The sequence below is a fragment of the Nocardia sp. NPDC058114 genome (assembly GCF_042884695.1).
Taxonomy (GTDB): Bacteria; Actinomycetota; Actinomycetes; order Mycobacteriales; family Mycobacteriaceae; genus Nocardia.
The window spans coordinates 331,298-355,757 of record NZ_JBHVTK010000004.1 but is presented as its reverse complement, the minus strand read 5'-3'; the positions used below and the strand labels follow the sequence as shown (position 1 = coordinate 355,757).

The window sequence follows — 24,460 nt, the reverse complement described above, 5'->3', positions numbered from 1 at the left end:
GATGAACACCCCCACAGCACTCACCCCGACGCGCGCCACCCCGCGTGAGTGGGCGGGCCTCGGCGTACTCGCCCTGGCCCTGCTGCTGCTCGCCGTGGACGCGACCGTGCTGGACCTGGCCGTGCCCGCGATCAGCGCCGACCTCGCCCCGAGCACGCCACAGCTGCTCTGGATCATCGACGTGTACTCCTTCGTGCTCGCCGGTCTGCTGGTGGTGATGGGCAATCTCGGCGACCGGATCGGCAGGCGCAAGCTCCTGCTGATCGGTGCGGTCGGCTTCGGCATCGCCTCGGCGCTGGCCGCGTGGGCGGTGTCGCCGGAGATGCTGATCGCCGCGCGCGTCCTACAGGGCGTCGCGGGCGCCACGCTGATGCCCGCCACGCTCGGCCTGATCCGATCGATGTTCCAGAACCCGCGTCAGCGCACCGTCGCGATCGGTGTGTGGAGTGCGATGGCCGGTGGCGGCGCCGCGGCCGGTCCGCTGGTCGGCGGCTGGCTGCTCGAGCACTTCTGGTGGGGCTCGGTGTTCCTGGTGAACCTGCCGGTGATGCTGGTGCTGCTCGCCCTCGCCCCGCTGCTCATCCCCGAGTCACGTGACCCGAACCCGGGCCGGTTCGACGCGCTGAGCGCGCTGCTGTCGATGCTGGCGCTGGTGCCGGTGGTCTACGCGGTGAAGGAAACCGCCGCGCACGGTCCGGCGGTGAGCGCGCTGCTGGTCGGCCTGGTCGGTGTGGTCTCGGCCGTGCTGTTCGTGCGCAGGCAGCGTCGCCTGACCGATCCGATGCTCGACCTGCGGCTGTTCGAACTGCCGCGGTTCCGGGTGGCGGTGTTCACCAACCTGCTCGCGGTGTTCGCGCTGGCGGGCGTGCTGTTCTTCGGATCGCAGTATCTGCAGCTGGTGCTCGGCCGCACGCCCTTGGAGGCGGGTCTGCTGATGCTGCCGGGGCTCGCGGCGAGCGTGTTCGGTTCGCTGGCGGCGGCCTGGCTCGTGCGGCGCTGGCGTGCGGCGCTGGTACTGGCCGGTGCGCTGGTCGTCACCGCGATCGGCGCGGCGGCCTTCCTCGCGGTCGACGCGGTGAGCGGCGCCGAGGCGTTCGTGCTCGGTTTCGTCGGCATCGGTCTGGGTGCCGGTGTGGCCATGACCGTGGCCGCCGACCTGGTCGTCGGATCGGCGCCGGAGGAACGCGCCGGTGCGGCCGCGGCGATCTCGGAGACCGCCTACGAAACGGGTCTTGCCCTCGGTGTCGCCCTGCTCGGCAGCACCGTGATGGCGATCTTCCGGCGTGGTCTGGACGTGTCCTTGCTGCCGGATGACGCCGTGGCGGCCGCGTCGGGCTCGCTCAGCGGTGCCGTCGAGGTGGCCGGTGAGCTGCCCGCCGCGGTGGCGGCGGAGTTCCTGTCGTCGGCGAACCAGGCGTTCGTCAGCGGCATCCATCTGACGGTGCTCGGCATCGTCGCGGTGCTGTTGTTCGCGGCCTACAGCGCGGTCCGGACGAAGACCACGCGCGGCTGAGCCGGGGTGGCCGAGATTGTCGGCCACCCCGTGCGATCAGCGGGCGGGCGGCAGCTGACGCCGGTTGCCGGGCAGCTCGTTGGCGTTTCCGCCGGCGAGCTCGCCGTGGCTGTCCGCCTCGGGCAGGCCATTGCCTTGACCGGCGGGCAGCGCGGTGTAGTTCGGCGCCGAGGGGTACTGACGCGGGTCCGGGTGGAAGCGGCTCGACGGCGCGTCGACCACGTTCGAGGCGATCTGCTGGGCGTACGGCTGGTACGGCTGCTGGTACTGCTGCTGCGGGTAGGCGCCGGGCGGCAGGAAACCCTGCGCGGGCTGACCCTGCAACTGATATCCGGCGGGGACCTGCTGTTGCTGCGCGGAATCCTGCGTGTCGACGGTGACCTTGCGCGTGCGGCGCAGCGTGAACGTCACCTCTTCGACCTCTTCGAACGCCTGCCGCGCGGTCCGCATCGGGTGGGTGGCCGAGTCGAAGGCATTGGCCACGAAAGCCGGTACCAGCGGACGGATCCAGCGGGCGGCGGTGTCGGTGAACGGCACCGTCCCGATGATCGGCAACTCCAAACCGCCACCGCCGGCCGGTGCTTGCGCGGGCGGCTGCTGGGTGGGCGTCTGGTGGGCGGGGACGAGAGCCCCGGCGGTGCCGGCGGGCAGCGCGTGCTGGACGTACCCCGCGGGCAGCTGCGATGTGACGTTCGGCTCCAGAGACACGGAGTCGTCCTTTCGATGCGGCTCGGTGAACCCGAGCTCGAAACCGCCGATCGCGGCGATGATCCTGGTGCGCTGACGTTCTCGATCGATCACGGTATCGGCTTCGATGGCCAGTTGCGCGGCGGTGAGCTCGTGTTCGGCGCGCAAGGCGGCCGTCTCGGTGCGCACTTCGGCGCGTTTCACCGCGATGGCGGCGTCGGCCTCGCGCTGGGCCCGATCGGCCACCTCCGCGGCGTCGACCCGGCGGTCGAGCGAGGTTTCCCCGCGCCACCAGCGCAGCAGCAGCGGCAGCAGGGCCACGACGATGCCCGCGAGCAGGATGAGCAGGCGCAGCGCGGCGGCGCCCGCGTGTGACGCGGTGTAGCTGTTCATGGCCAGCCAGCGGGCGCCCAAGCCACGGTCGCCGTCGGCGAACGCGCTGGTCCGCGCGGTGGCGAGCGCGGCGGACTCGGTGCGAACCCGCTGGTCGAGGCCCTCGATGCGGCCCTGCGCCGTGGCGAGCTGTTTGCGGGCGTCGTCGAGCATGTCGTTGGCGGTCTGCGTTTCCGGACCGCGACCCGGTACCCCGGTGATTCTGGTCCGCGGGCATTCCGCGGTGGGGTTGTACTCGCAGCGGGCGATCACCAGCGCGCGGTCGATGTCGGCCTGCGACTTGGCGATACTCAGATCGAGCGCGGCCCGGTCGGCGGTGGCGAGGTCGAACGAGGTGCGGGCGGCGACCACGGCAGGCGCGTTCTCGGCACTCGCCTGGGCGCGCACATCCAGTTCCCGGTCGACGGTCCCGCCGAGCAGCACGGTGGCGGCGAGTTCGGCCACGAAGACCCCGGCCAGCACCCCGACCCCGATCCGGGCCGCGATTCCGAACCGATCGTCGTCCGCACCGGGCCGCGCGGTCGCCAGTGCCCGGCCGAGCGCTCCCGCGGCGACGGCGATGACCAGCGCGAACAGCACCGCGACGAGCACGGCAGCGTCGGCGGCGAGCAGTGCGGACATCGCGACGAGACCGGCGATCACGGCGAACAACGTCACGGCGGCACCGGTGACGAGATAACGGCCCTGTTCATGGCTGAAAGCCAGGTCGGCGCCCGATTCGTGGTCCCGGCGCCGTGGCGAGGCGAGGCCTCCGCCGAGCCAGGTGAGTAAGCCGGTCATGAGTTCTCCCCGGGTCGTGCGCTCCACTGGGCATGGCGAAACTGGTAGATAAGGCGAAACTGGCATGGATTCGTTGTGTCAGCGTGACAGGCCGGACACCGACACACCGAGTGCCGAGGTACTGCTTGTGGTCAGCCTCACAGTGGATGGGTCCAGTCATCGCGCTGACCGAAACATTTCTGTGCCGACCTCGGCGTGTCGCGCGCGGCGAGCCGGGCCGCACCGCCGTCTGTGCCCGATTTGTGTCGAACGACACTGCCAGAAGTTTGCCAGCAGTGTGCTGTGGCGCACATTTCGCAATACAGACCGTACGGTCGGCTGACTGGAGCGCTTGTGGGGGCCCGTGTCGGGAATATCTCACAGTCCCCACCCCTGGTTAGCGGAGGTGGGAGGTTTGACCAGGGCATCTGCAGGGAAATCTGCTGCGGTGCAGGTGAGTTCAGCTTTCGGCCCCCGGCCGACGGTGGAACCGAGTCTGCTCGTCGACTGTGTTCACGCAGGTAGGCGGGGGTTGTCCGGGATCGATCCGGTCCCCGGTCTGCTTTACACTGGACGACGCGCGCGACGATGCAAGCAGCCGTTACAAACCCCAGCTAGACGGGTTACTTAGCACAACCTTAGTTGGTTGGGTCTGCGGTCTGACTTATCGTTTGCTCTTACGCCGAACGCACCCAGTTCGGCACAACCACCTGTTCGAGGTCCGGTGAAACCGGGCCAAGAGTAGCGGGTGAAACCCCGCGCAGAGGTAAGGGAGAAGTAAGCATCCCGTTACCTCTGAGCACCCCAACTACGTCAACGCCGCAAACCACCACCGTCGCTGGTTTCGGATCGTACGGACGCAGTCTTGACGGAGGCGAAACGACGAAGGGCCCACGCTCAGCTTGCTGGGTGGCCGACATCGACAGCCGACTTTCTTGAAGGCAGAGGCATGACGCAACTTCCTGGCCACAGGTCACCCGGAGTCACCGGGCTCTACGATCCGGCATTCGAACACGACGCCTGCGGCGTCGCGTTCGTTGCCGACATGCATGGACGACGCAGTCGAGACATCGTCGACAAGGCCATCACGGCCCTCCTGAACCTGGAGCACCGCGGTGCTGCGGGTGCCGAGCCGAACTCCGGCGACGGCGCGGGCGTCCTGCTGCAGCTCCCGGACAAGTTCTTCCGTGCGATCCTCGCCGAAGAAGGCGCCGCTTTCGAGTTGCCCCCGGAAGGCTCCTACGCCTCCGGTATCGCCTTCCTGCCGCAGGCCCGCCGCGAAGCCGCGCGGGCCGCCTACGGCGTCGAGAAGATCGTCACCGAAGAGGGCCTGGCCGTGCTCGGCTGGCGCGAGGTGCCGATCGACGAGACCTCGCTCGGCGCGCTGGCCCGCGATGCCATGCCCACCTTCCGGCAGATCTTCATCGGCTCGCCGAAGAACTCCGCCGAGCAGCTCTCGGGCATGGACCTGGAGCGTCGCGCCTACGTGATCCGCAAGCGGATCGAGCACGAGCTCGGCAAGGCAGGCCCCGGCGAGGGCACCGTCGGCAAGGAATCGGTGTACTTCCCGAGCCTGTCCGGCCAGACCTTCATCTACAAGGGCATGTTCACCACGCCCCAGCTGCGTGCGTTCTACCTGGACCTGCAGGACGAGCGCGTCGAGTCGGCCATCGGCATCGTGCACTCGCGCTTCTCCACCAACACCTTCCCCTCGTGGCCGCTGGCGCACCCGTTCCGCCGGGTCGCCCACAACGGTGAGATCAACACCGTCACCGGTAACGAGAACTGGATGCGCGCCCGTGAGGCGCTGCTGCGCAGCGACGTGTTCGGCAAGGACGAAGCGGGCAAGGACCGGCTGCAGAAGATCTTCCCCGTCTGCACCCCCGGCGCCTCCGACACCGCGCGTTTCGATGAGGTGCTCGAACTGCTGCACCTGGGCGGTCGCGAACTGCACCACGCCATCATGATGATGATTCCCGAGGCGTGGGAGCGTAACGAGAACCTCGACCCCGACCGGCGCGCGTTCTACGAGTACCACTCGATGCTGATGGAGCCGTGGGACGGCCCGGCAGCGGTGTGCTTCTCCGACGGCACCAAGATCGGCGCCGTGCTCGACCGCAACGGTCTGCGCCCGGGTCGCATCTGGGTCACCGAGGACGGCCTCGTCGTGCTCGCCTCCGAGGTCGGCGTGCTCGACATCGACCCCGCCACCGTGGTCCAGAAGATCCGCCTGCAGCCGGGCAAGATGTTCCTGGTCGACACCGAGCAGGGCCGCATCGTCACCGACGAGGAGGTCAAGTCGGAACTGGCCGCGGCGCAGCCGTACCAGCAGTGGCTCGACGAGGGCGTCAGCCGCCTGGCCGACCTGCCCGACCGCCCGCACGTGCACATGTCGCACGACCGCGTGCTGATCCGTCAGCAGATCTTCGGTTACACCACCGAGGACCTGAACCTGCTGATCACGCCGATGGCCAAGACCGGCGGCGAGGCACTGGGCTCGATGGGTACCGATACGCCGATCGCGGTGCTGTCGAACCGGTCGCGTCTGCTGTTCGACTACTTCTCGCAGCTGTTCGCGCAGGTCACCAACCCGCCGCTGGACGCCATCCGCGAGAAGGTCGTCACCAGCCTCAAGCGCAACCTCGGCCCCGAGGCCGATCTGCTGCATCCGGGTCCCGACTCCTGTCGCATGATCGCGCTCGAACAGCCCATTCTCGACAACGACGAGCTGGCCAAGCTCGTCCACATCAACGACGACGGCAGCCAGCCGGGCCTGCGCTCGGTGGTCGTGCGCGGTCTGTACCCGGTCGCCGAGGGCGGCGAGGGTCTGCGCAAGGCGCTCGCGGCCATCAACACCCAGGTCTCGGCCGCCATCGACGGCGGCGCGCGCATCATCGTGCTGTCCGACCGTGAGTCCAACGAGAAGCTGGCGCCGATCCCGTCGCTGCTGCTCACCTCGTCGGTGCACCACCACCTGGTGCGCGAGCGGACCCGCACCATGGTCGGCCTGGTCGTGGAGGCCGGTGACGCCCGCGAGGTGCACCACATGGCCCTGCTGATCGGTTTCGGCGCCGCCGCGATCAACCCGTACATGGCCTTCGAGACCATCGAGGACATGCTCGAGCGCGGCTCGCTGCAGATTCCGGGCAGCACCGGCGATCTGGGCGCCGACTTCCGCAAGGCCGTCGCGAACTACTGCACCGCGGCCAGCAACGGCGTGCTCAAGGTGATGTCGAAGATGGGCATCTCCACCCTGGCCTCCTACAACGGCGCCCAGCTGTACCAGGTCATCGGCCTGGCCCAGGACCTGGTCGACGAGTACTTCACCGGCCTGCGCTCCGCGCTGGGCGGCATCGGTCTCGACGAGATCGCCGAAGAGGTGGCCATCCGCCACCGCGTCGCGTTCCTGGAGAACCGCAACGAGCGCGCGCATCGCGAGCTCGAGGTCGGTGGCGAGTACCAGTGGCGTCGTGAGGGCGAGTACCACCTGTTCAACCCGGACACGGTGTTCAAGCTCCAGCACGCGACCCGCACCGGCCAGTACTCGATCTTCAAGGAGTACACCAAGCTGGTCGACGATCAGTCCGAGCGCTTGGCGGCGCTGCGTGGCCTGTTCAAGTTCAAGTCGAACCAGCGCGCGTCGATCTCCATCGACGAGGTCGAGCCCGCGAGCGAGATCGTGAAGCGCTTCTCGACCGGTGCGATGAGCTACGGCTCCATCTCCGCCGAGGCGCACGAGTCCCTCGCCATCGCGATGAACCGCATCGGCGCTCGCTCGAACTCCGGTGAGGGCGGCGAGAGCCCCGCTCGCTTCGAGGTCGAGGAGAACGGTGACTGGCGTCGTTCGGCGATCAAGCAGGTCGCGTCGGGTCGCTTCGGCGTCACCGCGCACTACCTGACCAACGCCACCGACATCCAGATCAAGATGGCCCAGGGTGCCAAGCCGGGCGAGGGCGGCCAGCTGCCCGCGCACAAGGTGTACCCGTGGGTCGCCGAGGTGCGCCACTCCACGCCGGGCGTCGGCCTGATCTCGCCGCCGCCGCACCACGACATCTACTCGATCGAGGATCTGGCGCAGCTGATCCACGATCTGAAGAACGCGAACCCGCAGGCTCGGATTCACGTGAAACTTGTCGCGGAGCCGGGTGTCGGCACCGTCGCCACCGGTGTGTCCAAGGCACACGCCGACGTCGTGCTCATCTCGGGCCACGACGGCGGCACCGGCGCGTCGCCGCTGACCTCGCTCAAGCACGCGGGTGGACCCTGGGAGCTCGGCCTGGCCGAGACCCAGCAGACCCTGCTGCTCAACGGCCTGCGTGACCGCATCGTCGTCCAGGTCGACGGTCAGATGAAGACCGGCCGCGACGTGATGATCGCCGCCCTGCTCGGCGCCGAGGAGTTCGGTTTCGCGACCGCGCCCCTGGTGGTCTCGGGTTGCGTCATGATGCGCGTGTGTCACCTCGACACCTGTCCGGTCGGCATCGCCACCCAGAACCCGGTGCTGCGCGAGCGCTTCACCGGCAAGCCGGAATTCGTCGAGAACTTCATGATGTTCATCGCCGAGGAGGTGCGTGAGCTGCTCGCCGAGCTGGGCTTCCGCACCCTCGACGAGGCCGTCGGCCGGGTCGACCTGCTCGACACCGCCAAGGCCAAGCAGCACTACAAGGCCGCCAAGCTGGACCTGTCGCCGATCCTGGACATGCCGGAGACGGCGTTCATGAACCAGAACACCCGGTGCACCGGTACCCAGGACCACGGTCTGGACAAGGCGCTGGACAACGAGCTGATCGCGCAGAGCGCTCCCGCGCTCGAGCGTGGCCAGGCGGTCAAGATCGAAACCAAGATCACCAACGTGAACCGCACGGTCGGCACCATGCTCGGCCACGAGGTGACCAAGCTCTACGGTGGCGCGGGCCTGCCCGACGACACCATCGACATCACCTTCACCGGTTCGGCGGGCAACAGCTTCGGCGCGTTCGTCCCGGCCGGCATCACGCTGCGGGTCTTCGGTGACGCCAACGACTACGTCGGCAAGGGTCTGTCGGGTGGCCGCATCGTGGTCCGCCCGTCGGCTTCGGCTCCGGAAGCCTTTGTCGCCGAAGACAACATCATCGCGGGCAACGTGATCATGTTCGGCGCCACCAGCGGTCGCATCCTGATCAACGGTGTCGCGGGCGAGCGCTTCGGCGTGCGTAACTCCGGTGCCACCGCGGTCGTCGAGGGTGTGGGCGACCACGCGCTCGAGTACATGACCGGTGGCCGCGTGGTCATCCTCGGTGACACCGGCCGCAACCTCGGTGCCGGTATGTCCGGTGGCGTCGCCTACTTCTACGACCCCGAGGGCAAGCTGCCCGGCCGGGTCAACCCGGATCAGGTCGACGCGATCGAGCAGCTCTCCGGTGACGACTTCACCTGGCTGCGCGACATCATCGCGACCCACCGCGACGAAACGGGATCGGCTGTGGCCGAACGCATCCTGAGCGACTGGTCCCAGCAGGTGAACCACTTCGTGAAGGTCATGCCCCGCGAATACAAGAAGGTTCTACTCGCCATTTCCGAAGCCGAGAAGGCCGGCAAGGACGTGGATACCGCGATCATGGAGGCGGCTCGTGGCTGACCCACAGGGATTTTTGAAGCACACCTCGAGGGAAACCCCGGCCCGTCGTCCGGTCGAGCTGCGTCTGCTCGACTGGAAAGAGGTCTACGAGGAGAAGAAGTTCTCCCAGGACACCTTGAAGACCCAGGCCAGCCGCTGCATGGACTGCGGTATCCCCTTCTGTCACAACGGCTGTCCGCTCGGGAACCTGATTCCCGAGTGGAACGACCTGGTCTACAAGGGCGCGTGGCGCGAAGGCATCGACCGCCTGCACGCCACCAACAACTTCCCGGAGTTCACCGGCCGCCTGTGCCCGGCTCCGTGTGAGGCGTCCTGCGTGCTCGGCATCAACCAGGAGCCGGTCACGATCAAGCAGGTCGAGGTCGAGCTCATCGAGAACGCCTTCGACGAGGGCTGGGTCACCCCGGTGTACCCGACCCGTCTCACCGGCAAGAAGATCGCCGTCGTCGGCTCGGGCCCGGCCGGTCTGGCCGCCGCCCAGCAGCTCACTCGCGCCGGTCACACCGTGACCGTGTTCGAGCGTGACGACCGCATCGGCGGCCTGATGCGCTACGGCATCCCGGAATTCAAGATGGAGAAGTCGGTCATCGACCGTCGTCTGGCCCAGATGGAAGCCGAAGGCACCATCTTCAAGGCGGGCGTCAACGTGGGTGTCGACATCACCGCCGAGCAGCTGCGTGAGCGTTTCGACGCGATCGTGCTGGCCGGTGGCGCCACCATCGCCCGCGATCTGCCGATCCCGGGCCGCGAGCTCGACGGCATCCACCAGGCGATGGAGTTCCTGCCGCTGTCCAACCGGGTGCAGCTCGGTGACGACATCGCCGACTCCGACGGCCTGCCGCCGATCCACGCCAAGGGCAAGAAGGTCATCATCATCGGCGGTGGCGACACCGGCGCCGACTGCCTGGGCACCTCGCACCGTCACGGCGCCGAGTCGGTGCACCAGTTCGAGATCATGCCGCGTCCTCCCGAGGAGCGCGCGGGCTCGACCCCGTGGCCGACCTACCCGCTGATGTACCGGGTCGCCTCGGCGCACGAAGAGGGCGGCGAACGTCTGTTCTCGGTGAACACCGAGCGTTTCGTCGGCGCGGACGGCAAGGTCACCGGTCTCGATGCGCACGAGGTCAAGATGGTCAACGGCCGTTTCGAAAAGGTCGAGGGCACCGACTTCACCCTCGAAGCCGACCTGGTCCTGCTGGCCATGGGCTTCGTCGGTCCCCAGAAGCCGGGCCTGCTCACCGATCTCGGTGTCGGCTACGACGGTCGCGGCAATGTCCAGCGCGACAAGAGCTGGGCCACCAACATCCCCGGCGTCTTCGTGGCCGGTGACATGGGCCGTGGCCAGTCGCTGATCGTCTGGGCCATTGCCGAGGGCCGCGCCGCCGCGTCGGCCGTCGACAAGTTCCTCGAGGGCGAGACCGCGCTGCCTGCGCCGATCCCCCCGACGGCTGTCGCCCAGCGCTAGCCGCGCAACCAGTAAGGCGCCCGCAGGCTTTCGAGCCCGCGGGCGTCTTTTTTTGTCATTCCCCCCACACGAGGCAGGTGTCCCGCCGAATCCGGACGCCTTGCCAGATACCTGCGGGTTTGCGGGGAATGTGCGTAGGGGGGTGAACGGGGAAGGGGTGCAAGGGGTTCGGTAGGCGAGCGAACGACGTGGCTGATCTTCCCTGCAGCACATAGACTTTCCGTGTCGAGGTGTACGGGAGATCCGAGGGGGAGCTGTGCCGTTGCCGCCGGAAGCGTTGGCGAACCTTCGCCGCGCCGCAGAGCGTGGTGACGGTACCGCCATGCACAATCTCGCCCACTTCTACCACGACCACAGCGATTTCGAAGCCGCCGAGTACTGGTTCCGGCGCGCCGCCGCCGCGGGGCACACACGCTCGATGAACAACCTGGCCGTGTTGCTCGACCAGTTCGGTGAACTCGACGAGGCCGAGTCCTGGTACCGCCGTGCGGCTGTCGCGGGCAATGCCAACGCCATGTTCAATCTGGCCACCATGCTCTACCAGTGCGGTGACCGCCGGGACGCCGAAACCTGGTACCACCACGCCGCGATGGCGGGCCATGTCGACGCCATGTTCAATCTCGCGCGACTCCTCCAGGATCAGGACCGCCTCGACGACGCCGAAGCCTGGTTCGGCGAGGCCGCCGACCACGGCGACATCGACGCCGTGAACAACCTCGGCATCCTGCTGCGCCACCGCGGCGCCATCACCGAGGCCCGCCGCTGCTTCCGTCGCGCGGCCGATCTCGGCCACCCGCGGGCCATGGCCAACCTCGCCGCCCTGCTGGAATCCCAAGGCGCCCACCGCGAAGCGGAAACCTGGTACCGCCGCGCCGCCGGCTGATCGCACACTCCGAGCACATCGGTGGGGAACCGCTGTGCGTCGGGTTCGGCGAGGTCTGCGAAGACACAATTATCGATGTTTACGCGATGATCGCTGGCGGGTGGAACAGGCGAGTGATCACCGGTTATAGCTGCTCGCAGCGAATGGGCGCCGAAGTTACTCAAAAGTATTGATACCGAGCGGTTTTCCAGCAACCATCAGCAAACATATTGTGCGGCAGCAATTTTCCGGCGTTCAAGATGCGAGGAATAGCGGAGGGGTATAACGTCTCGTCTCGATCAATAGTCGATGACGGTTCGGGGGCTCGGTGAATTCTCTTGATGGGTGTCTGAAACGCATCATGGATATTCCCGGGGCGCGCAGTGTGACGCTGGTGGACGGGGCGAGCGGGTTGGCCGTCGCCGGTGCAGGCGAGCGCCGAGGCGTCGACGAGCACGAGGACGCGGCGGGGACCACCGATGTGATGCGGGCCGCGCTCGCGTGTCCGGCCCTGGGGAGCTCCGACGACGACCTCACCGAGATCGTGGTGTGCCGGACCAGGGGATTTCACCTCCTCCACCTGGTCGACGGCGATTTCGACGGCAGGTTGTTCATGCATGTCGTCTTCGACGGCGACACCGGCAATCTCGGGATGGCCCGCTATCAGCTCAGGTCGGCACTGCAGGAATTGACGGGCGGGGATCGATGAGTGTCGCGCTCGCCGATGAATTGCATCGGCTCGGCGAAGAAGGCTCGACCGGAGTATTGCGCGCAGGCGACGGCGAATTCCACTTGGTGCGCGGCACTATCGCCTCGGTCGGCTGCGGGCGGACCATCGGACTCGACAGATTGGTCGTCGAAGCGGGCGTAGCAACGGCGGAGGATTGGCGTCGCGCCGGTGCGGGCGACCCGGGTCCGCTGCTGGACCAGCCACAACTGGAAACCCTGGCGCTGCTGTCGGTGTTCGACGCCGCCTATTTTTTGCTGGCCTCCGCGGGTGAGCCGGAATTCCGTCCGACAACCGAACACTGGCTGGCGCCGGTCTGCCACATCGCGCCCCGCGCGCTTGTTCACGAATGCGAACGCCGCACCGACAACGAGTACGGCCCGTGGACCGCCGACCTCGTCACCCTGGTTCCGGTGGTCCCGGCCCGCCGGATCAAGCGGAACCAGGTGGTACTCACCGGAAGTCAGGCAGAGGTTCTCGCCGCCGCCGACACCCGCCGCAGCATCGCCGACATCGCCCGCGATCTGGGCCGCACCACCTACGGCTGCCTCGTCGCGGTCCGCGACCTGACCACAGCGGGCCTGATCGAAGCGCCGGAACCCGTCGCGACCGAACAACCACCGCGCGGGCGCCACCTCGCCCTCGCACCGGACCCGGCCGACCACCGGAGCTCGACTCGGTCGACAACATCCGTGCCCACGCTGCCCCGACGCGTTCCGGGCAGCGCGGGACCGACCCGCCCCCAGCAGGAGACGGGTGCACGACAGGGCAGGCACGCGATCGACGAGGAAGCGACCGCGACCGCCCGACACCGCGGAAAACCGGCCGGCGCAGCGGAACCCGAACGCTGGCAGCAGGTCGACCGCGAAACACTCATCCGGCTCAGGGCGGCGTTGGAGGAGCTTGCGTGACCGTGCGGAAGAAGCTGCTCGGTGATTGGAGGGGAAGGTTGACCAAGGTGGCGATGACCACACCCGAACCCAGGGCGCCCGAACACACAGCGCCCCAGAACTACCCGGCTGTGCAGGCCGAACTGCAGTCGTTGCGCGAACGGCTACCTCAGCTCACCGGGTCGCTGGTGGCCTCCAGCGACGGGCTGCTCATCGAACACGACCTCCCCGCCCATCTCGAACCCGCGGGCCTGGCCGCGCTGTCGGCCGCGCAGTTGTCGCTGTCGTACCGGCTGGCGAACACCGCGCACGGCGGCGGGTTCAGCGAGGTCGTCGTGCACGGCACCGAGGGGCAGGTGGTGATCTACGCCGCCGGGCGCACCTCGCTGACCGTGCTCGCCGGACCCGAAGTGAATGTCGGTCGACTTCATCTGGAGTCGCGACCGGTAGCTCGCGCGATCGCCGGCCATCTGGCGGCGGCGCACAACGATTGAAAGGCACACGATGTCGAATATGGATCTGGCTCTGAAGGACATGATGGTGATCGAGGGCGCGATCGGCGCCGCGATCGTCGACTACAGCAGTGGCATGGCCCTCGGAATGCTCAGCAGCACCAAGTCGCTAGACCTGCAGGTCGCCGCGGCGGGCAACACCGAGGTGGTGCGGGCGAAGATGCGCACCATCGAGCAGCTCGGCCTCAACGAGGAGATCGAGGACATCCTCATCACCCTGGGCACGCAATACCACCTGATCCGCCCGATGACGGGGCGCAAGTCCAAAGGGCTGTTCCTCTACCTCGCCCTCGATCGCGGCCGGGCCAATCTGGCGCTGGCGCGGCACAAGCTCAAGGGCATCGAAGAAGACCTGGAGGTGTGAGTTTCGCGAACGGGGGGCGTGTCGGCGGTGACGTGCCGCCGACATCCCGTCATCGGCGGGGTGAACCCTGCGCGATCAGTCGGTGCGACCCATCACAAGATCGAGAGGTTGTGTGGCATGGGATGGCTCGTACGCCTATTGTGATTCGCGGCGAGGTCTGGGGCCACAACGTCAGTAATCGGGGTTGCTCTCACATCGACGAGCAAGGGTGAACTGGAGCGGTATGCAGTTGAAGAAGGTTGTCGCGGCTCTGGGAGCGTCCGCGGCGATGATGTCCGGAATTGTTGTCGGCAGCACGAGCGCGAGCGCGGCGCCCGCCTGCCCGAGTCTTTATGTCGTCGCCATTCCCGGCACCTGGGAAACCGGCCACGAGAAGGCCCCCGGCCCCGGCATGCTCGCCGGCGTCACCAACGGCCTACCGAGAAACACCGACGTCGACTACGTCACCTATGCCGCGACCGCGTTCCCCTGGGAGGGCGATGTCTACGGCAACTCCAAGAAGCAGGCGGTCGACGCCGCCCGCGGGCTGATCAGCGAGAAGCTGGCCTCCTGCGGCAACACCAAGGCCGCGATCGTCGGCTACAGCCAGGGTGCCGACGCCGCAGGCGATCTGGCCGCCGAGATCGGCACGGGTATCAGCCCGATCCCGCAGGACCGGGTCGCCGCTGTCGGCCTCATCTCCGATCCTCGTCGTTCGCCGACCGATATCCAGGTCGGCCCGCATGCCGCGGGCGCCGGTGCCGGTGGCGCTCGGCCGGGTGGCTTCGGTTGGCTGAGCGACCGCACCCGCACGATCTGCGCGGTCGACGATCTGTACTGCGCGACCGCTACCGACGACTTCGTGACGCGGTTCGCCGGCTTCCTCGCACAGAGCTCGGACGCGAACCCGGCCAACCTGTGGCGCTACCAGCTCGAGGCCGGAGCGATCGTGAGCGACCTGATGTCGTTCGGCGGCATCCCGACGCTGGGGGCGCAGCTGACGGACGCGGCCAACCAGAAGCGGGCCAAGGACCTGGAGCAGTTCTACCGTTCGCAGGCGCACACGCTGTACGGCAGTTACTCGGTGGGTGGCGGGCAGACCGCCATCAGCTGGATGCACAACTGGATCGCTCAGGCGGCCTGAGTCGTTCGCGCAGAGCCCGGTATCGCTTCGGCGGTGCCGGGCTCTTTCGTGGATCTAGGGCGTGGTTCGGGACAGGTACCTGGGGAGCAGGTTCCAGACGTGGGCGTTCTCGTTGATGGTGGCGGCGGTGCGGGTGCCGGTGCGGGAGTAGAGGATTCGGGTGATCGAGCAGTAGTCGATCGGGAAGGTGAGGGGGCGGGGGAGGGCCAGGATGTCGGCCAGGAGGACGTTGATGACGCCACCGTGGGCGAAGGCTACGACGGTGTCGCCGGGAGCTGTGGTGGCGACCAGGGTTTCGACGGCGGTGAGGACTCGCGTGGTGAAGGCGGGGCCGTCGATCTGGTCGGGGAGATGGCCCGCCTTGATGCGGGCGTAGGCGTCGGCGAATTCGGTTTTCGCGTCTTCGATCGGGATGTAGGCGGGTAGGTCGCGGTCGTACTCGGCGAGGTCGTCGATGACGTCGACCGGTAGGTCGCGTGCGGTCGCGGTGGGGAGCGCGGTGTCGCGGGCGCGGCGCTGGGGGCTGCTGACGATGCGAGCGATGTCGTGGGGTGCGAGCGCGGCGGGGACGCGGTCGGCTTGGAGCTTGCCGATGTCGGTGAGGCCGGGGTCGGCGGCGGTGGTGTCGCCGACTACGCGTTCGGGTTGGGCATGACGCACGAGTATCAGCTGCACGGTCAACACTCTGCCCTATCCGCCGGATACCAGGGCTCGGGGCCACCCACAGCCGAAACGGACTCGCGGGGATGCCTCGTCGTCGACCGAGGGTATCGCCGCGAGTCCTCCGGCTAGGTCAGGACTGGCCGTAGGGCGGCTGGCCGTAAGGCGGCTGACCACCCTGCGGGCCGTTGTACGGCGGCTGACCACCGTTGTACGGCGGCTGGTCGCCCTTCTTCTTGTTCTTGAGCAGGAAGATGCCGCCGACGATGAGCACCACGATGATCAGGCAGCAGATGCCGCCGATGATCAGGCCGGAGCTGTTCTTCTTTTTCTTCTTGGCCGCGAGTTCCAGCGCGGTGTTGACTGCGTCCGAGCTCGCCAGGGTGTCGAAACTGCTGGTGAACATGTGCGGATCGACGAGTGTGGCTGTGGTCAGCAAGTCCAGATACATGAAATCCCATCCCGATGTGTTGGTGGTCCGGCATCCTCCCGGTGCCGGAACTCCGAGAGTAACGGTCTCACTGTGGCTTTCGGTTCGAAAGCCTCGCAAGCGCCACACAGAGCATGTGTTGATCGCGAACGCGTCGCGATCCGTATACACCTGTACCCGATTTCACCGCGGTTTCACCAACGGGAACGGCAGCGTCTCACGGATGCTGCGCCCGGTGATCAACATGACCACCCGGTCGACGCCCATCCCGAGTCCGCCCGTGGGCGGCATCGCGTGTTCGAGCGCGGTCAGGAAGTCCTCGTCGAGTTCCATCGCCTCCGGATCGCCACCGGCGGCCAGCATCGACTGCTCGGTGAGCCTGCGCCGCTGGTCCACCGGGTCGGTGAGTTCGCTGTAGGCCGTGCCCAACTCGACGCCCCAGGCCACCAGGTCCCAGCGCTCGGCCACCCCCTCGATGCTGCGGTGCGAGCGGGTGAGCGGGGAGACCGAGGTGGGGAAGTCCAGGTAGAAGGTGGGGTAGGTGGTCTGCGACTCCACCAGGTGCTCGTACATCTCCAGCACCACTTGGCCCGCGTCCCAACCGTGTTGGTAGGCCACGCCCGCCTCGTCGCACAGCTCGCGCAGCCGGGCCAGCTCGGTCCGCGCGGTCACCTCGGCGCCGATCGCCTCGGAGACCGCGCCGTGCACGGTCTTCACCCGCCACTCGCCGGAGATGTCGACGGTGTCGAAGCCGCCGTCGTCGTTGGGCCGCAATGCCACCTCGGCACCGTTGGCGGCCATCGCCGCGTGCTGGATCAGCCTGCGGCACAGGTGCATCATCTGCTGGTAATCGCTGTGTGCCTCATAGGCTTCCAGGATCGTGAACTCGGGATTATGGCTGAAGTCGACGCCTTCGTTGCGGAAGGTACGGCCGATCTCGAACACCTTCTCCATGCCACCGACGCACAGCCGTTTGAGGTAGAGCTCGGGGGCGATGCGCAGGTACAGGTCGAGGTCGTAGGCATTGATGTGGGTGCGGAACGGAGTGGCGTTGGCGCCGCCGTGCACCTGTTGCAGAATCGGCGTCTCCACCTCGAGAAAGCCCCAGACATAGAGCGAATCGCGCAGTGAGTGCAGGACCGCGCTGCGCTTGGCCATCACCTCGCGGGTCTCGGGGTTGATCGCCATGTCCACATAGCGTTGCCGGACCTTGGCTTCCTGATCGGCCAGCCCACGCCACTTGTCGGGCAGCGGATGCAGGCATTTGCCGTTCATCCGCCAGTCCTGCGCGAGCAGTGACAGCTCACCGTTGCGGCTGGCGCCGATCTGCCCGCTCACCTCGATGAGATCGCCCAGGTCGAAGAATTCGGTGAACTCGTTGCTGCGATCGGCGCCCACCCGTTCGCGATCGATCACCAGCTGGATCTCGCCGGTCCAATCGCGGACCAGCGCGAAGATCACGCCGCCGTAGTCGCGAATCCGCAAGAGCCTGCCCGCGATACGCACGGTGGTGCCCTTGGGGCAGCGTCTGGCCTCGGCGATGTCGTGGGTCGGCGGGTAGGCGACCGGATAGGCATCGATGCCCGAAGCCGTGAGCCGGTCGAGTTTGTCCAGGCGCACCCGCACCTGTTCGGGCCTGCGTGGACCCTGTTCGGCATCGGCGCCCTCCGGTGCGTCCGGTGCGCTGCCGTCGGCGTGCAGGCCGGTGACCGTCGCGGGGACCGCCGCCGTCGTGCCGGTGTGCACGCCCGCGTCGGGCGCCTTGCCGATGCGCGGCAGGAACCCTTCGGCCAGCCCGCTCGCCGTGGCCACCCGCGGCAACTGCCTGCGTTCCTCGAACAGGAAGAACCGCGGCACCCAGCGCGGGTGGTATTTCACGTTCGACCGGTACAGGGCCTCGAGCTGCCACCAGCGCGAGAAGAACAGCAGCACCCCGCGCCAGGCCCGCAGGATCGGACCTGCGCCGATCCGGCCGCCTTCTTCGAACACCGATCGGAACACCGCGAAGTTCAGCGACACCTTGGTGATGCCGTACTGGTCGGAGTTCAGGGCGAGCTGCGAGATCATCAGCTCCATCACGCCGTTCGGGCTCTGCGGGTCGCGGCGCATCAGTTCCAGCGAGACGCCGGTGCGCCCCCACGGGACCAGCGAGAGCATGCCGTGCACGCGGTCGTCGTGGTCCACCGCTTCGACCAGCAGGCAGTCGCCGTCGAGTGGGTCGCCGAGGCGGCCCAGCGCCATCGAGAAGCCGCGCTCGGTCTCGGTATCGCGCCAGGCGTCGGCCCGCGTGACGATCTCGGCGAACTCGGTGGCGGGAATGTCTCGGTGCCTGCGGATCCGCACCTCGAGGCCGTTCTTGCGCAACCGGTTCGCGGCCTGACGCACCTGCTTCATCTCCGGGCCCGCCAGCGAGAACGTGCGGGTGTCGAGGATCGCCTCGTCACCCAGCCGCAGCGCCGACAGGCCCGCCTTGCGGTACGCGGTGGCGCCGAGTTCGCCGGCGCCCATCACCGCCGGCTGCCAGCCGAACCGGTCGGCCTGCTCGAGCCACGCCTGAATCGCCTGTGGCCACGCCTGTTTCGGGCCGATCGGATCGCCACTGGCCAGGCACACACCCAACTCGACGCGATAGGTGATCGCCGCCTTGCCGTTCGGCGCGAACACCACCGCCTTGTCGCGACGGGTCGCGAAGTAGCCGAGTGAGTCCTCGACATCGCTGCTCGCGAGCAGGCCGCGGATCGCCGACTCGTCCAGCGCGGTCATCGCGTTGTCGGCGCGCTGCGAGCGCAACAGCACGACCACCGCGGCCAGCAGCGCGATCGCGCCGAACAGGCCGAGCAGGAAGTTCACCCAGGCTCGCGGATGCCCGTCGAAATGCTCGTTGTTCACCAGCACGGCGGCGGTGACGCGGTACACCGCCCACAGCGGACGCTGCACACCCGCGGGCAGCGAACCGGGGAACAGTTCGACCAGGCCCCAGCCGAGCAGGCAGCCGAGCGCGAGCCCGGACACCAGGACACCCAGCGCCTTCCACAGCGCGCCGGGCCGAACCCGGGTGTAGAACTCCTTGCGCGCGGCCACCAGTATCGCGATGACCACCACATGCACGACGAAGGCGACCAGCGCGTCCACATCGTCGTCGGCGAAGAAGTCCAGGATGTTCGCCACCGCGTACAGCAGCAGGTACACGACCAGCAGCCACCAGGCGATCCGCTTGCGGGCCGCGGTCGCCCCCGCGAGCAAGCCGACGATCAACGCCCATACGAGGCTCGTGTCGGGGGCATCGAAATAGTAGGTGTCCACATAGTGCCGCGGCACCTGCGTGAGGATCCGCAGGCTGGGCGAAACACTCCACAAGAACAGCAGCACCGCGAACACACCGAGGACCAATCCGGCGATGTGCGGTACCTCGGACAACTTGCCGTGCGCGCGATGGGGCACCGGCGTGCGGTCCTCGACGATGGGGTGCTGCTCGGCCTGCGTGGAAGTCACCGATCCAGTGTGCGTCCAATCGAGCCGGAACCGGGTGGCGGTGGCTGCGGCGTGTTCGTCACCACCCGCAACGCCGGGGCCGGTGGTGACCGGTTTCGCGCGACGGGGTAAGTATTAGCGCATGTCGGAACCAGTTGATGTGCCGATCGATGACGCTGTCATCCGGCTCGGGCAATTCCTGAAACTGGCCAACCTGATCGATTCGGGTTCCGAGGCCAAGACGGTGATCGCGCAGGGCTTGGTGCGCGTGAACGACGAAGTGGAGCTACGCCGCGGCAGGCAACTCGAGATCGGCGACATCGTCGTCCTGGCCGGCAACAAAGTACGGGTGTCCGAGGGCTGACCCTCGAACACCCGCGTCGCCGTCAGTCTTCGGCGCGAACGACCACGCCGTCGGAGTCGCTGTAGAGCATCTCGCCCGGCACGAAGGTGATGCCGCCGAACTCGACGGGCACATCCTGCTCGCCGCTGCCGGTCTGGGTGCTCTTGCGCGGGTTGGTGCCCAGCGCCTTCACCCCGATGTCGAGGGTGCGCAGGATCGCGGAGTCGCGCACGGCGCCGTTGACGACCACGCCGGCCCAGCCGTTGTCCACGCCACGGCCGGCGATGATGTCGCCCACCAGCGCGGTGTGCACGCTCGCGCCGCCGTCGACGACGAGCACCTTGCCCTCGCCCGGCCCGCTCAGTGTCTGCTTGACCAGCAGGTTGTCCTGGAAGCAGCGGATCGTGGTGATCCGGCCCGAGAATTCGGCACGGCCGCCGAACTGGATGAACTGCGTATCGCAGCTACGGATCTCGGGGCCGATCTCGTCGGCCAGATCGGCGGTGGCCACAACATTCGCTGATTCGGTCATGGATCAGATTGTGTCAGGCCCGCCAGGCCGCGCCATTCGTAGGCTCTCAGACCTGCTCGCTGTGTGATTTCTCGATCTCGCGAATGAGCGCGTCGGTGGTGTGCTGAACCGCGATCTTCACGAACGGCTCGATCGTCTTGCCGAGCATCTTGCCTGTGATGCCGCCGCCGACGGAGAAATCGATGTCCGCGTCCACGGTGCACGCGATCTCACCCTTGGGAATGAACCTGAAGGTGGCGACGATCTCGATGCCCTTGATCGACTTGGTGGCGATCAACCGGCCCTCTTCCCAGCCGACGACCTCGACGCGCGAGGTCAGCGACGCGGGGCCGAGCTTCATCTTCCCGTCGAACGTCGCGCCGAGGCCGTCGGTCTGCGCGGTGAGGGGTGTGAAGGATTCGATGCCGTACCAGAACTTCGGCAGATTGCGGTAGTCGTTCATGAACGCGAACGCCGCTTCGGCGGGCGCGGCGCAATCTTCGGCGATCCTCACTTCGGTCATAGCGGCCACTCTAATCGGTGGAATCGACGCCGAACGGCACTCGACGCCGAACGTGATCGAGGTGACTACCCGGTCACGGCCAGCGTCGCTGCCAGGCCGAATGCCACCGCCATCACCAGTACCTCGGCCGCCGCGTTGCGCAGGGAGACCTCGGCGGTCACGCGGTGGTCGCCGGCCTTGGGGACCCAGGATCGACGCCACCACCAGCCCAGCGCGACGAGCACACCCAGGATGATGAGCTTCGCGAGCAGAATCCGTCCGTAGCCGCTGGTCAGCAGCGAGGTGATGTCGCCGAGGCGGACCAGTCCGTTGATCAGGCCGGTGAGCGCGACGACAACGACCAGGGGCGCGGCGAGCCTCGAGTAGTGCGGCAGCGTCGCGGCCCATTCGCCCCGGGTGCGCAGCACCAGGACCATCGCGAGCAGCAGGCCGAGCCACAAGGCGGCGGCGAGTGCGTGGACCGCGGCGAGTACCGAGCCGAACATCTGCTGGGACATGTGCCCGGTGATCGGCCGCAGCGACAGCGCGACCGCCGCGAACACGAGCACCAGATCCGCCGACGCGGTGTCGGGTCTGCGGAAGGCCAGCGCCGAGTAGCAGGCGATCGCGCCGGTGCAGAACAGGATCGCGATCCCGATCTGGCCGCCGCTGAGTCTGCCGAGGAAGGTGATGAAATCGCCCGCGTCGAGCTGGGTCACGGGCACGCCGACGATCTCGGCGGCCTCACACACCAGCACGGTGAACTCGGCAGCGAACCAGATACCGGCCAGCGCGGCCAGCGGTCGCCAGGTGACCGTCAGCCGGTCGTTGAGCCGGGGCAGCGCGGCCAGGCCGAGCACCACCGCGCCCACGCCATCGGCGAGCACGCGCGCGAACGCCACCCACGCGAACCCGCCGGAGCTGCGCAGTATCCAGGCCAGCACCACCCCGAGCAGCGCGGCGACCACGACCGGCACCAGGACACGCCACTGCCGCAGCGCGGCACCGGGCACCCGGCGACCGGTCGTCATCGTCGACTACTTCTTGCGGCCGGACCGGCCGCCGAGCAACGCCACCGCGAGGCCGGCGCCGAACAGCACCACGCCGCCGGCGATGAACACCCACACGGGCACCCCGCCGTCGCCGCCGTCGTCGGCCGTGTCCGCACCCGGACGCGCGCCCGGCGTGCCGGTGCCCGCCTTGCTCAGCGTGAAAGTCCGCGTGCCGCTCACGGGATGACCGTCGGCCGAGGTGACCCGGAACGCGATCGTGTACTCGCCGACCGGCCCCAGCTCACCCAGTTCCACACTCACACTGCGTCCTTCGACCAGCGCCTTGCCCTTCGACCACAGCCTGCCATCCGGGCCGACCACGGTCAGCGACGGAAAGTTCTGCTGCAGTTCCTCATTGAAGGTGACGCTGGCCCGCGCCGGTCCGGCCTCGACGGTCGAACCGTTCTCGGGAACGCTGCTCACCGCGCCGGAATGCGCACTCGCCGTGCCTGCCGCCGCGAAGGCGCAGGCGAACAGCACCGCGAGCAGGCCGACGAGCATCTTGCGCATCACGACGACCGCCGGGAGCGCACGACCAGGCCGAGGCCGAGCGCGGCGGCGAACAGGCCGAGGGCCAGGCCGATGCCACCCATCCATCGGGCGACGTCGTCGGTCTCCGACTGGGTCGATTCGCCGGAGGCGACCTGGTGATCGCCGCCCTCTGCGCCGCCCTTCGCAGTCAGCGTGATAACCGGCGCGGGGTGCTCGGGCTCGGCGCCGCCGGTGCTCAGCTGGTTCCAGGCCACGACCTTGCCGTCGCTGTAGGTCTGCTGGGTCGGGAAGTTCACGGTGTCCTGGGTCGGCAGCGGGCCGAGCGAGAGCACGAACCGCTGGAACTGGCCGGGTCCGACACCGGGATTACCCGGATCGGCGGACCACGCTACGGCTACCGTCTCGCCCTTGTCGTTGCGCTCGACCTTCGACGTCCAGCCCGGCATCGGCTCGGTCCGAACACTTTTCAGGTTCGGCACGGTGACGCGCAGCGCGGTGGTGGACGCGGTATCGGATTCGGTCGGCACCTTGAAGGTGGCGACGGTGTACTTGCCCTGGGCGGCGCCCGGAGCGTCGACGGTGACGTGCGCGGCCGCCGAACCGCAGGCAGCGAGGACCAGGCCCGCCGCGAGAGCGACGGTGCCGGTGCCGCGGGTGATGAAGTTGTGCATGGAATGCCTTGTCGTCCGAAGAATTCTGAGGTGGTCGCGAATCAGGCGAACACCGGCGGTGCGCGCGGACATCGCGCACCCCTCGGACGAGTCCCGCGCGCGACGGCGAGCGGGCCGAACCAGCGAGCGGTCGGGTGGGCAACAGCGAAGGGACTGCCGAGTACAGCCCGAATCACGCTCGACGCAACGAGGTACAGCCGCTCGGCGACGAGAATCAGTGCGGCACAGGCACACGCTGCCACCAGGTGCGCGGCGATCATCGGCAGGCTCGGCAGATGCAGTAGTCCGTGATGGTCGAGTGTTGCCGACAGCGCGAAGTGCCCGGCCCACTGACCACCGATCAACGCGGCGGCCGTGCGCATCGTCGCGGCATTCGCGAATCGGGCGGAGGGCCCGCGTGGCCCGGTGCCATGGGCGAACATCCCGGCGGTCAGCGAAACCAGCAGCAGCAGTGCGATTTCCGACGACCGCGGCACCCCGCCGCCGCCGATCCCGTGGGCGGCCACCGCCAGCCCGCCCACGAGTACGCCGCAGCCACCACCGCGTAAGCGGGAGGTGAGCTGCGGCGTTGTCACGGCAGGATCAGCGGACGCCGAGGCGGGCGAGCACGTCGTTTTCCAGCACGGACAGCTCGGCCGAGATCGACGCGTGCACGGCCTTGCGACGCGCGGCAGGCATCTGCTCGGCCGTGCGCACGGCCACGTTCAGATCGGCCATGCGCGAGCGGGCCGCTTCGACGAACTTCGTGGTGTCGGCATCGCCCGCCTTGTCGGCGGCGATCTTGTCGAGGGCTTCTTCGGTGTTGGTGATGCGGGCCTGCAGGCGCGCTCCGTGCCCGCTGAACTCGCTCAGCTGGTCCATGCCGATACCGAGCTGCTGGGCCTTGCGCGCGTCGAGCTGCCCGCGCACCATCGTCGCGCCGCGGTAGGCCAGCGGGGCGAGCACGGGGATCAGTACCCGGGCCACGCCGATGTACTTGCGGATCTGGCTCGCGCTGAACAGTTCGCGATCGGCCTTCGCGGCCGCCTTCTGCGCGGCCTTCTCCTCGGCCTGCAGGGTCGCGATCTGCGCCTTGGCCACCTTGTCGGCCGTGCGTGTCTGAGCCTTGGCCGCGCGCCGGGTGACGCGCTCGCCCGCCTTGGCCGCCTTGCGCTCGTTCTTGGCGCTCAGCTTCGCCTCCACCGCGGCTTTGTGCTTGAGTGCTTTCGCCTCAGCGCGTCGGCTCGGCCGCCGCTTCCGCTTGCTGAACAACCCCATGGGATCAGGCCCTCCGTCATGCTCGCCAAGTCATGAGGCAGGACCGCCTTCAAGCGGCCTGCCGTTCTTCGTAGCGTAGTGGGATGAGGGTAGCGATTGGGCATTGTGTCGGGGGTAAGGCCCATACTGCTTGCGTGCGTGCAGCCGAGGACGACTTCG

The 24,460-nt window shown here is 68.0% G+C and carries 21 protein-coding genes; 10 read left to right on the top strand and 11 right to left on the bottom strand.

Annotated features, from left to right (window positions below):
* The first annotated feature begins 1 nt into the window (after position 1).
* The gene (locus ACFVVI_RS17715; RefSeq protein WP_387446013.1) at positions 2–1,513 is read left to right on the top strand and encodes an MFS transporter; all 1,512 of its coding nucleotides are present in this window, start codon (positions 2–4) and stop codon (positions 1,511–1,513) included.
* A 36-nt stretch (positions 1,514–1,549) separates the two neighbouring features.
* Here the strand turns inward: ACFVVI_RS17715 and ACFVVI_RS17710 are convergent, their stop codons facing one another.
* The gene (locus tag ACFVVI_RS17710) at positions 1,550–3,373 is read right to left on the bottom strand and encodes a DUF4407 domain-containing protein (protein WP_387446012.1); all 1,824 of its coding nucleotides are present in this window, start codon (positions 3,371–3,373) and stop codon (positions 1,550–1,552) included.
* Positions 3,374–4,301: 928 nt separating this feature from the next.
* On the opposite strand from ACFVVI_RS17710, the gene gltB reads away from it, so the two are divergent.
* From gltB to ACFVVI_RS17670, 8 genes are all read left to right on the top strand, one after another.
* A complete protein-coding gene (gene gltB, locus ACFVVI_RS17705; RefSeq protein ID WP_387446011.1) occupies positions 4,302–8,969 on the top strand; it encodes a glutamate synthase large subunit in 4,668 nt (1,555 codons plus the stop codon).
* Entirely contained in the window at positions 8,962–10,434 is a 1,473-nt protein-coding gene (locus ACFVVI_RS17700; protein ID WP_378989407.1) for a glutamate synthase subunit beta, read from the top strand. Before gltB ends, ACFVVI_RS17700 begins: the two co-directional genes overlap by 8 nt.
* Positions 10,435–10,690: 256 nt before the next feature.
* The gene (locus tag ACFVVI_RS17695; RefSeq protein WP_378989408.1) at positions 10,691–11,317 is read left to right on the top strand and encodes a tetratricopeptide repeat protein; all 627 of its coding nucleotides are present in this window, start codon (positions 10,691–10,693) and stop codon (positions 11,315–11,317) included.
* A gap of 340 nt (positions 11,318–11,657) precedes the next feature.
* Positions 11,658–12,005 carry a hypothetical protein gene (locus ACFVVI_RS17690; protein ID WP_378989409.1) on the top strand — a complete coding sequence of 116 codons (348 nt, stop codon included), beginning with the start codon at positions 11,658–11,660 and terminating at the stop codon, positions 12,003–12,005.
* On the top strand, positions 12,002–12,934 hold the full coding sequence (locus ACFVVI_RS17685; RefSeq protein ID WP_378989410.1) for a hypothetical protein: 933 nt from the start codon (positions 12,002–12,004) through the stop codon (positions 12,932–12,934). Before ACFVVI_RS17690 ends, ACFVVI_RS17685 begins: the two co-directional genes overlap by 4 nt.
* Complete coding sequence (locus ACFVVI_RS17680; protein ID WP_378989411.1) at positions 12,931–13,407, top strand: roadblock/LC7 domain-containing protein; 477 nt, start codon at positions 12,931–12,933, stop codon at positions 13,405–13,407. The genes ACFVVI_RS17685 and ACFVVI_RS17680 overlap by 4 nt, the downstream gene beginning before the upstream one ends.
* A 10-nt stretch (positions 13,408–13,417) precedes the next feature.
* On the top strand, positions 13,418–13,789 hold the full coding sequence (locus tag ACFVVI_RS17675; RefSeq protein WP_378653460.1) for a hypothetical protein: 372 nt from the start codon (positions 13,418–13,420) through the stop codon (positions 13,787–13,789).
* Between the two features lie 223 nt (positions 13,790–14,012).
* Positions 14,013–14,912: a cutinase family protein gene (locus ACFVVI_RS17670; protein ID WP_378989549.1), complete on the top strand. Its 900-nt coding sequence runs from the start codon at positions 14,013–14,015 to the stop codon at positions 14,910–14,912.
* Between the two features lie 54 nt (positions 14,913–14,966).
* Here ACFVVI_RS17670 and ACFVVI_RS17665 read toward each other — a convergent pair whose 3' ends face one another.
* The 3 genes from ACFVVI_RS17665 to lysX all read right to left on the bottom strand — a co-directional run bounded on the left by ACFVVI_RS17665 (position 14,967) and on the right by lysX (position 19,494).
* Positions 14,967–15,587 carry a histidine phosphatase family protein gene (locus ACFVVI_RS17665; RefSeq protein WP_387446010.1) on the bottom strand — a complete coding sequence of 207 codons (621 nt, stop codon included), beginning with the start codon at positions 15,585–15,587 and terminating at the stop codon, positions 14,967–14,969.
* 118 nt (positions 15,588–15,705) lie between these two features.
* Positions 15,706–16,023: a hypothetical protein gene (locus ACFVVI_RS17660; RefSeq protein ID WP_378989413.1), complete on the bottom strand. Its 318-nt coding sequence runs from the start codon at positions 16,021–16,023 to the stop codon at positions 15,706–15,708.
* 162 nt (positions 16,024–16,185) lie between these two features.
* Positions 16,186–19,494 (bottom strand): bifunctional lysylphosphatidylglycerol synthetase/lysine--tRNA ligase LysX, encoded by a 3,309-nt coding sequence (gene lysX / locus ACFVVI_RS17655; RefSeq protein WP_387446009.1) that lies wholly within the window; start codon positions 19,492–19,494, stop codon positions 16,186–16,188.
* A 121-nt stretch (positions 19,495–19,615) separates the two neighbouring features.
* Here lysX and ACFVVI_RS17650 point away from each other — a divergent pair, with 121 nt between their 5' ends.
* Entirely contained in the window at positions 19,616–19,837 is a 222-nt protein-coding gene (locus tag ACFVVI_RS17650) for an RNA-binding S4 domain-containing protein (protein ID WP_378989415.1), read from the top strand.
* A 22-nt stretch (positions 19,838–19,859) separates the two neighbouring features.
* Here the strand turns inward: ACFVVI_RS17650 and rraA are convergent, their stop codons facing one another.
* From rraA to ACFVVI_RS17615, 7 genes are all read right to left on the bottom strand, one after another.
* On the bottom strand, positions 19,860–20,348 hold the full coding sequence (gene rraA, locus ACFVVI_RS17645; protein WP_378989416.1) for a ribonuclease E activity regulator RraA: 489 nt from the start codon (positions 20,346–20,348) through the stop codon (positions 19,860–19,862).
* A gap of 46 nt (positions 20,349–20,394) precedes the next feature.
* A complete protein-coding gene (locus tag ACFVVI_RS17640; RefSeq protein WP_378989418.1) occupies positions 20,395–20,850 on the bottom strand; it encodes an SRPBCC family protein in 456 nt (151 codons plus the stop codon).
* A gap of 65 nt (positions 20,851–20,915) precedes the next feature.
* On the bottom strand, positions 20,916–21,860 hold the full coding sequence (locus tag ACFVVI_RS17635) for a copper resistance D family protein (RefSeq protein ID WP_387446008.1): 945 nt from the start codon (positions 21,858–21,860) through the stop codon (positions 20,916–20,918).
* 6 nt (positions 21,861–21,866) lie between these two features.
* A complete protein-coding gene (locus tag ACFVVI_RS17630; protein ID WP_378989420.1) occupies positions 21,867–22,391 on the bottom strand; it encodes a copper resistance protein CopC in 525 nt (174 codons plus the stop codon).
* Positions 22,391–23,044, bottom strand: a complete 654-nt coding sequence (locus tag ACFVVI_RS17625) for a YcnI family protein (protein ID WP_387446007.1) — start codon at positions 23,042–23,044, stop codon at positions 22,391–22,393. Before ACFVVI_RS17625 ends, ACFVVI_RS17630 begins: the two co-directional genes overlap by 1 nt.
* 41 nt (positions 23,045–23,085) lie before the next feature.
* Positions 23,086–23,619: a hypothetical protein gene (locus ACFVVI_RS17620; RefSeq protein WP_387446006.1), complete on the bottom strand. Its 534-nt coding sequence runs from the start codon at positions 23,617–23,619 to the stop codon at positions 23,086–23,088.
* Between the two features lie 7 nt (positions 23,620–23,626).
* A complete protein-coding gene (locus ACFVVI_RS17615) occupies positions 23,627–24,301 on the bottom strand; it encodes a DUF6474 family protein (RefSeq protein WP_387446005.1) in 675 nt (224 codons plus the stop codon).
* Between the last annotated feature and the right edge of the window lie 159 nt (positions 24,302–24,460).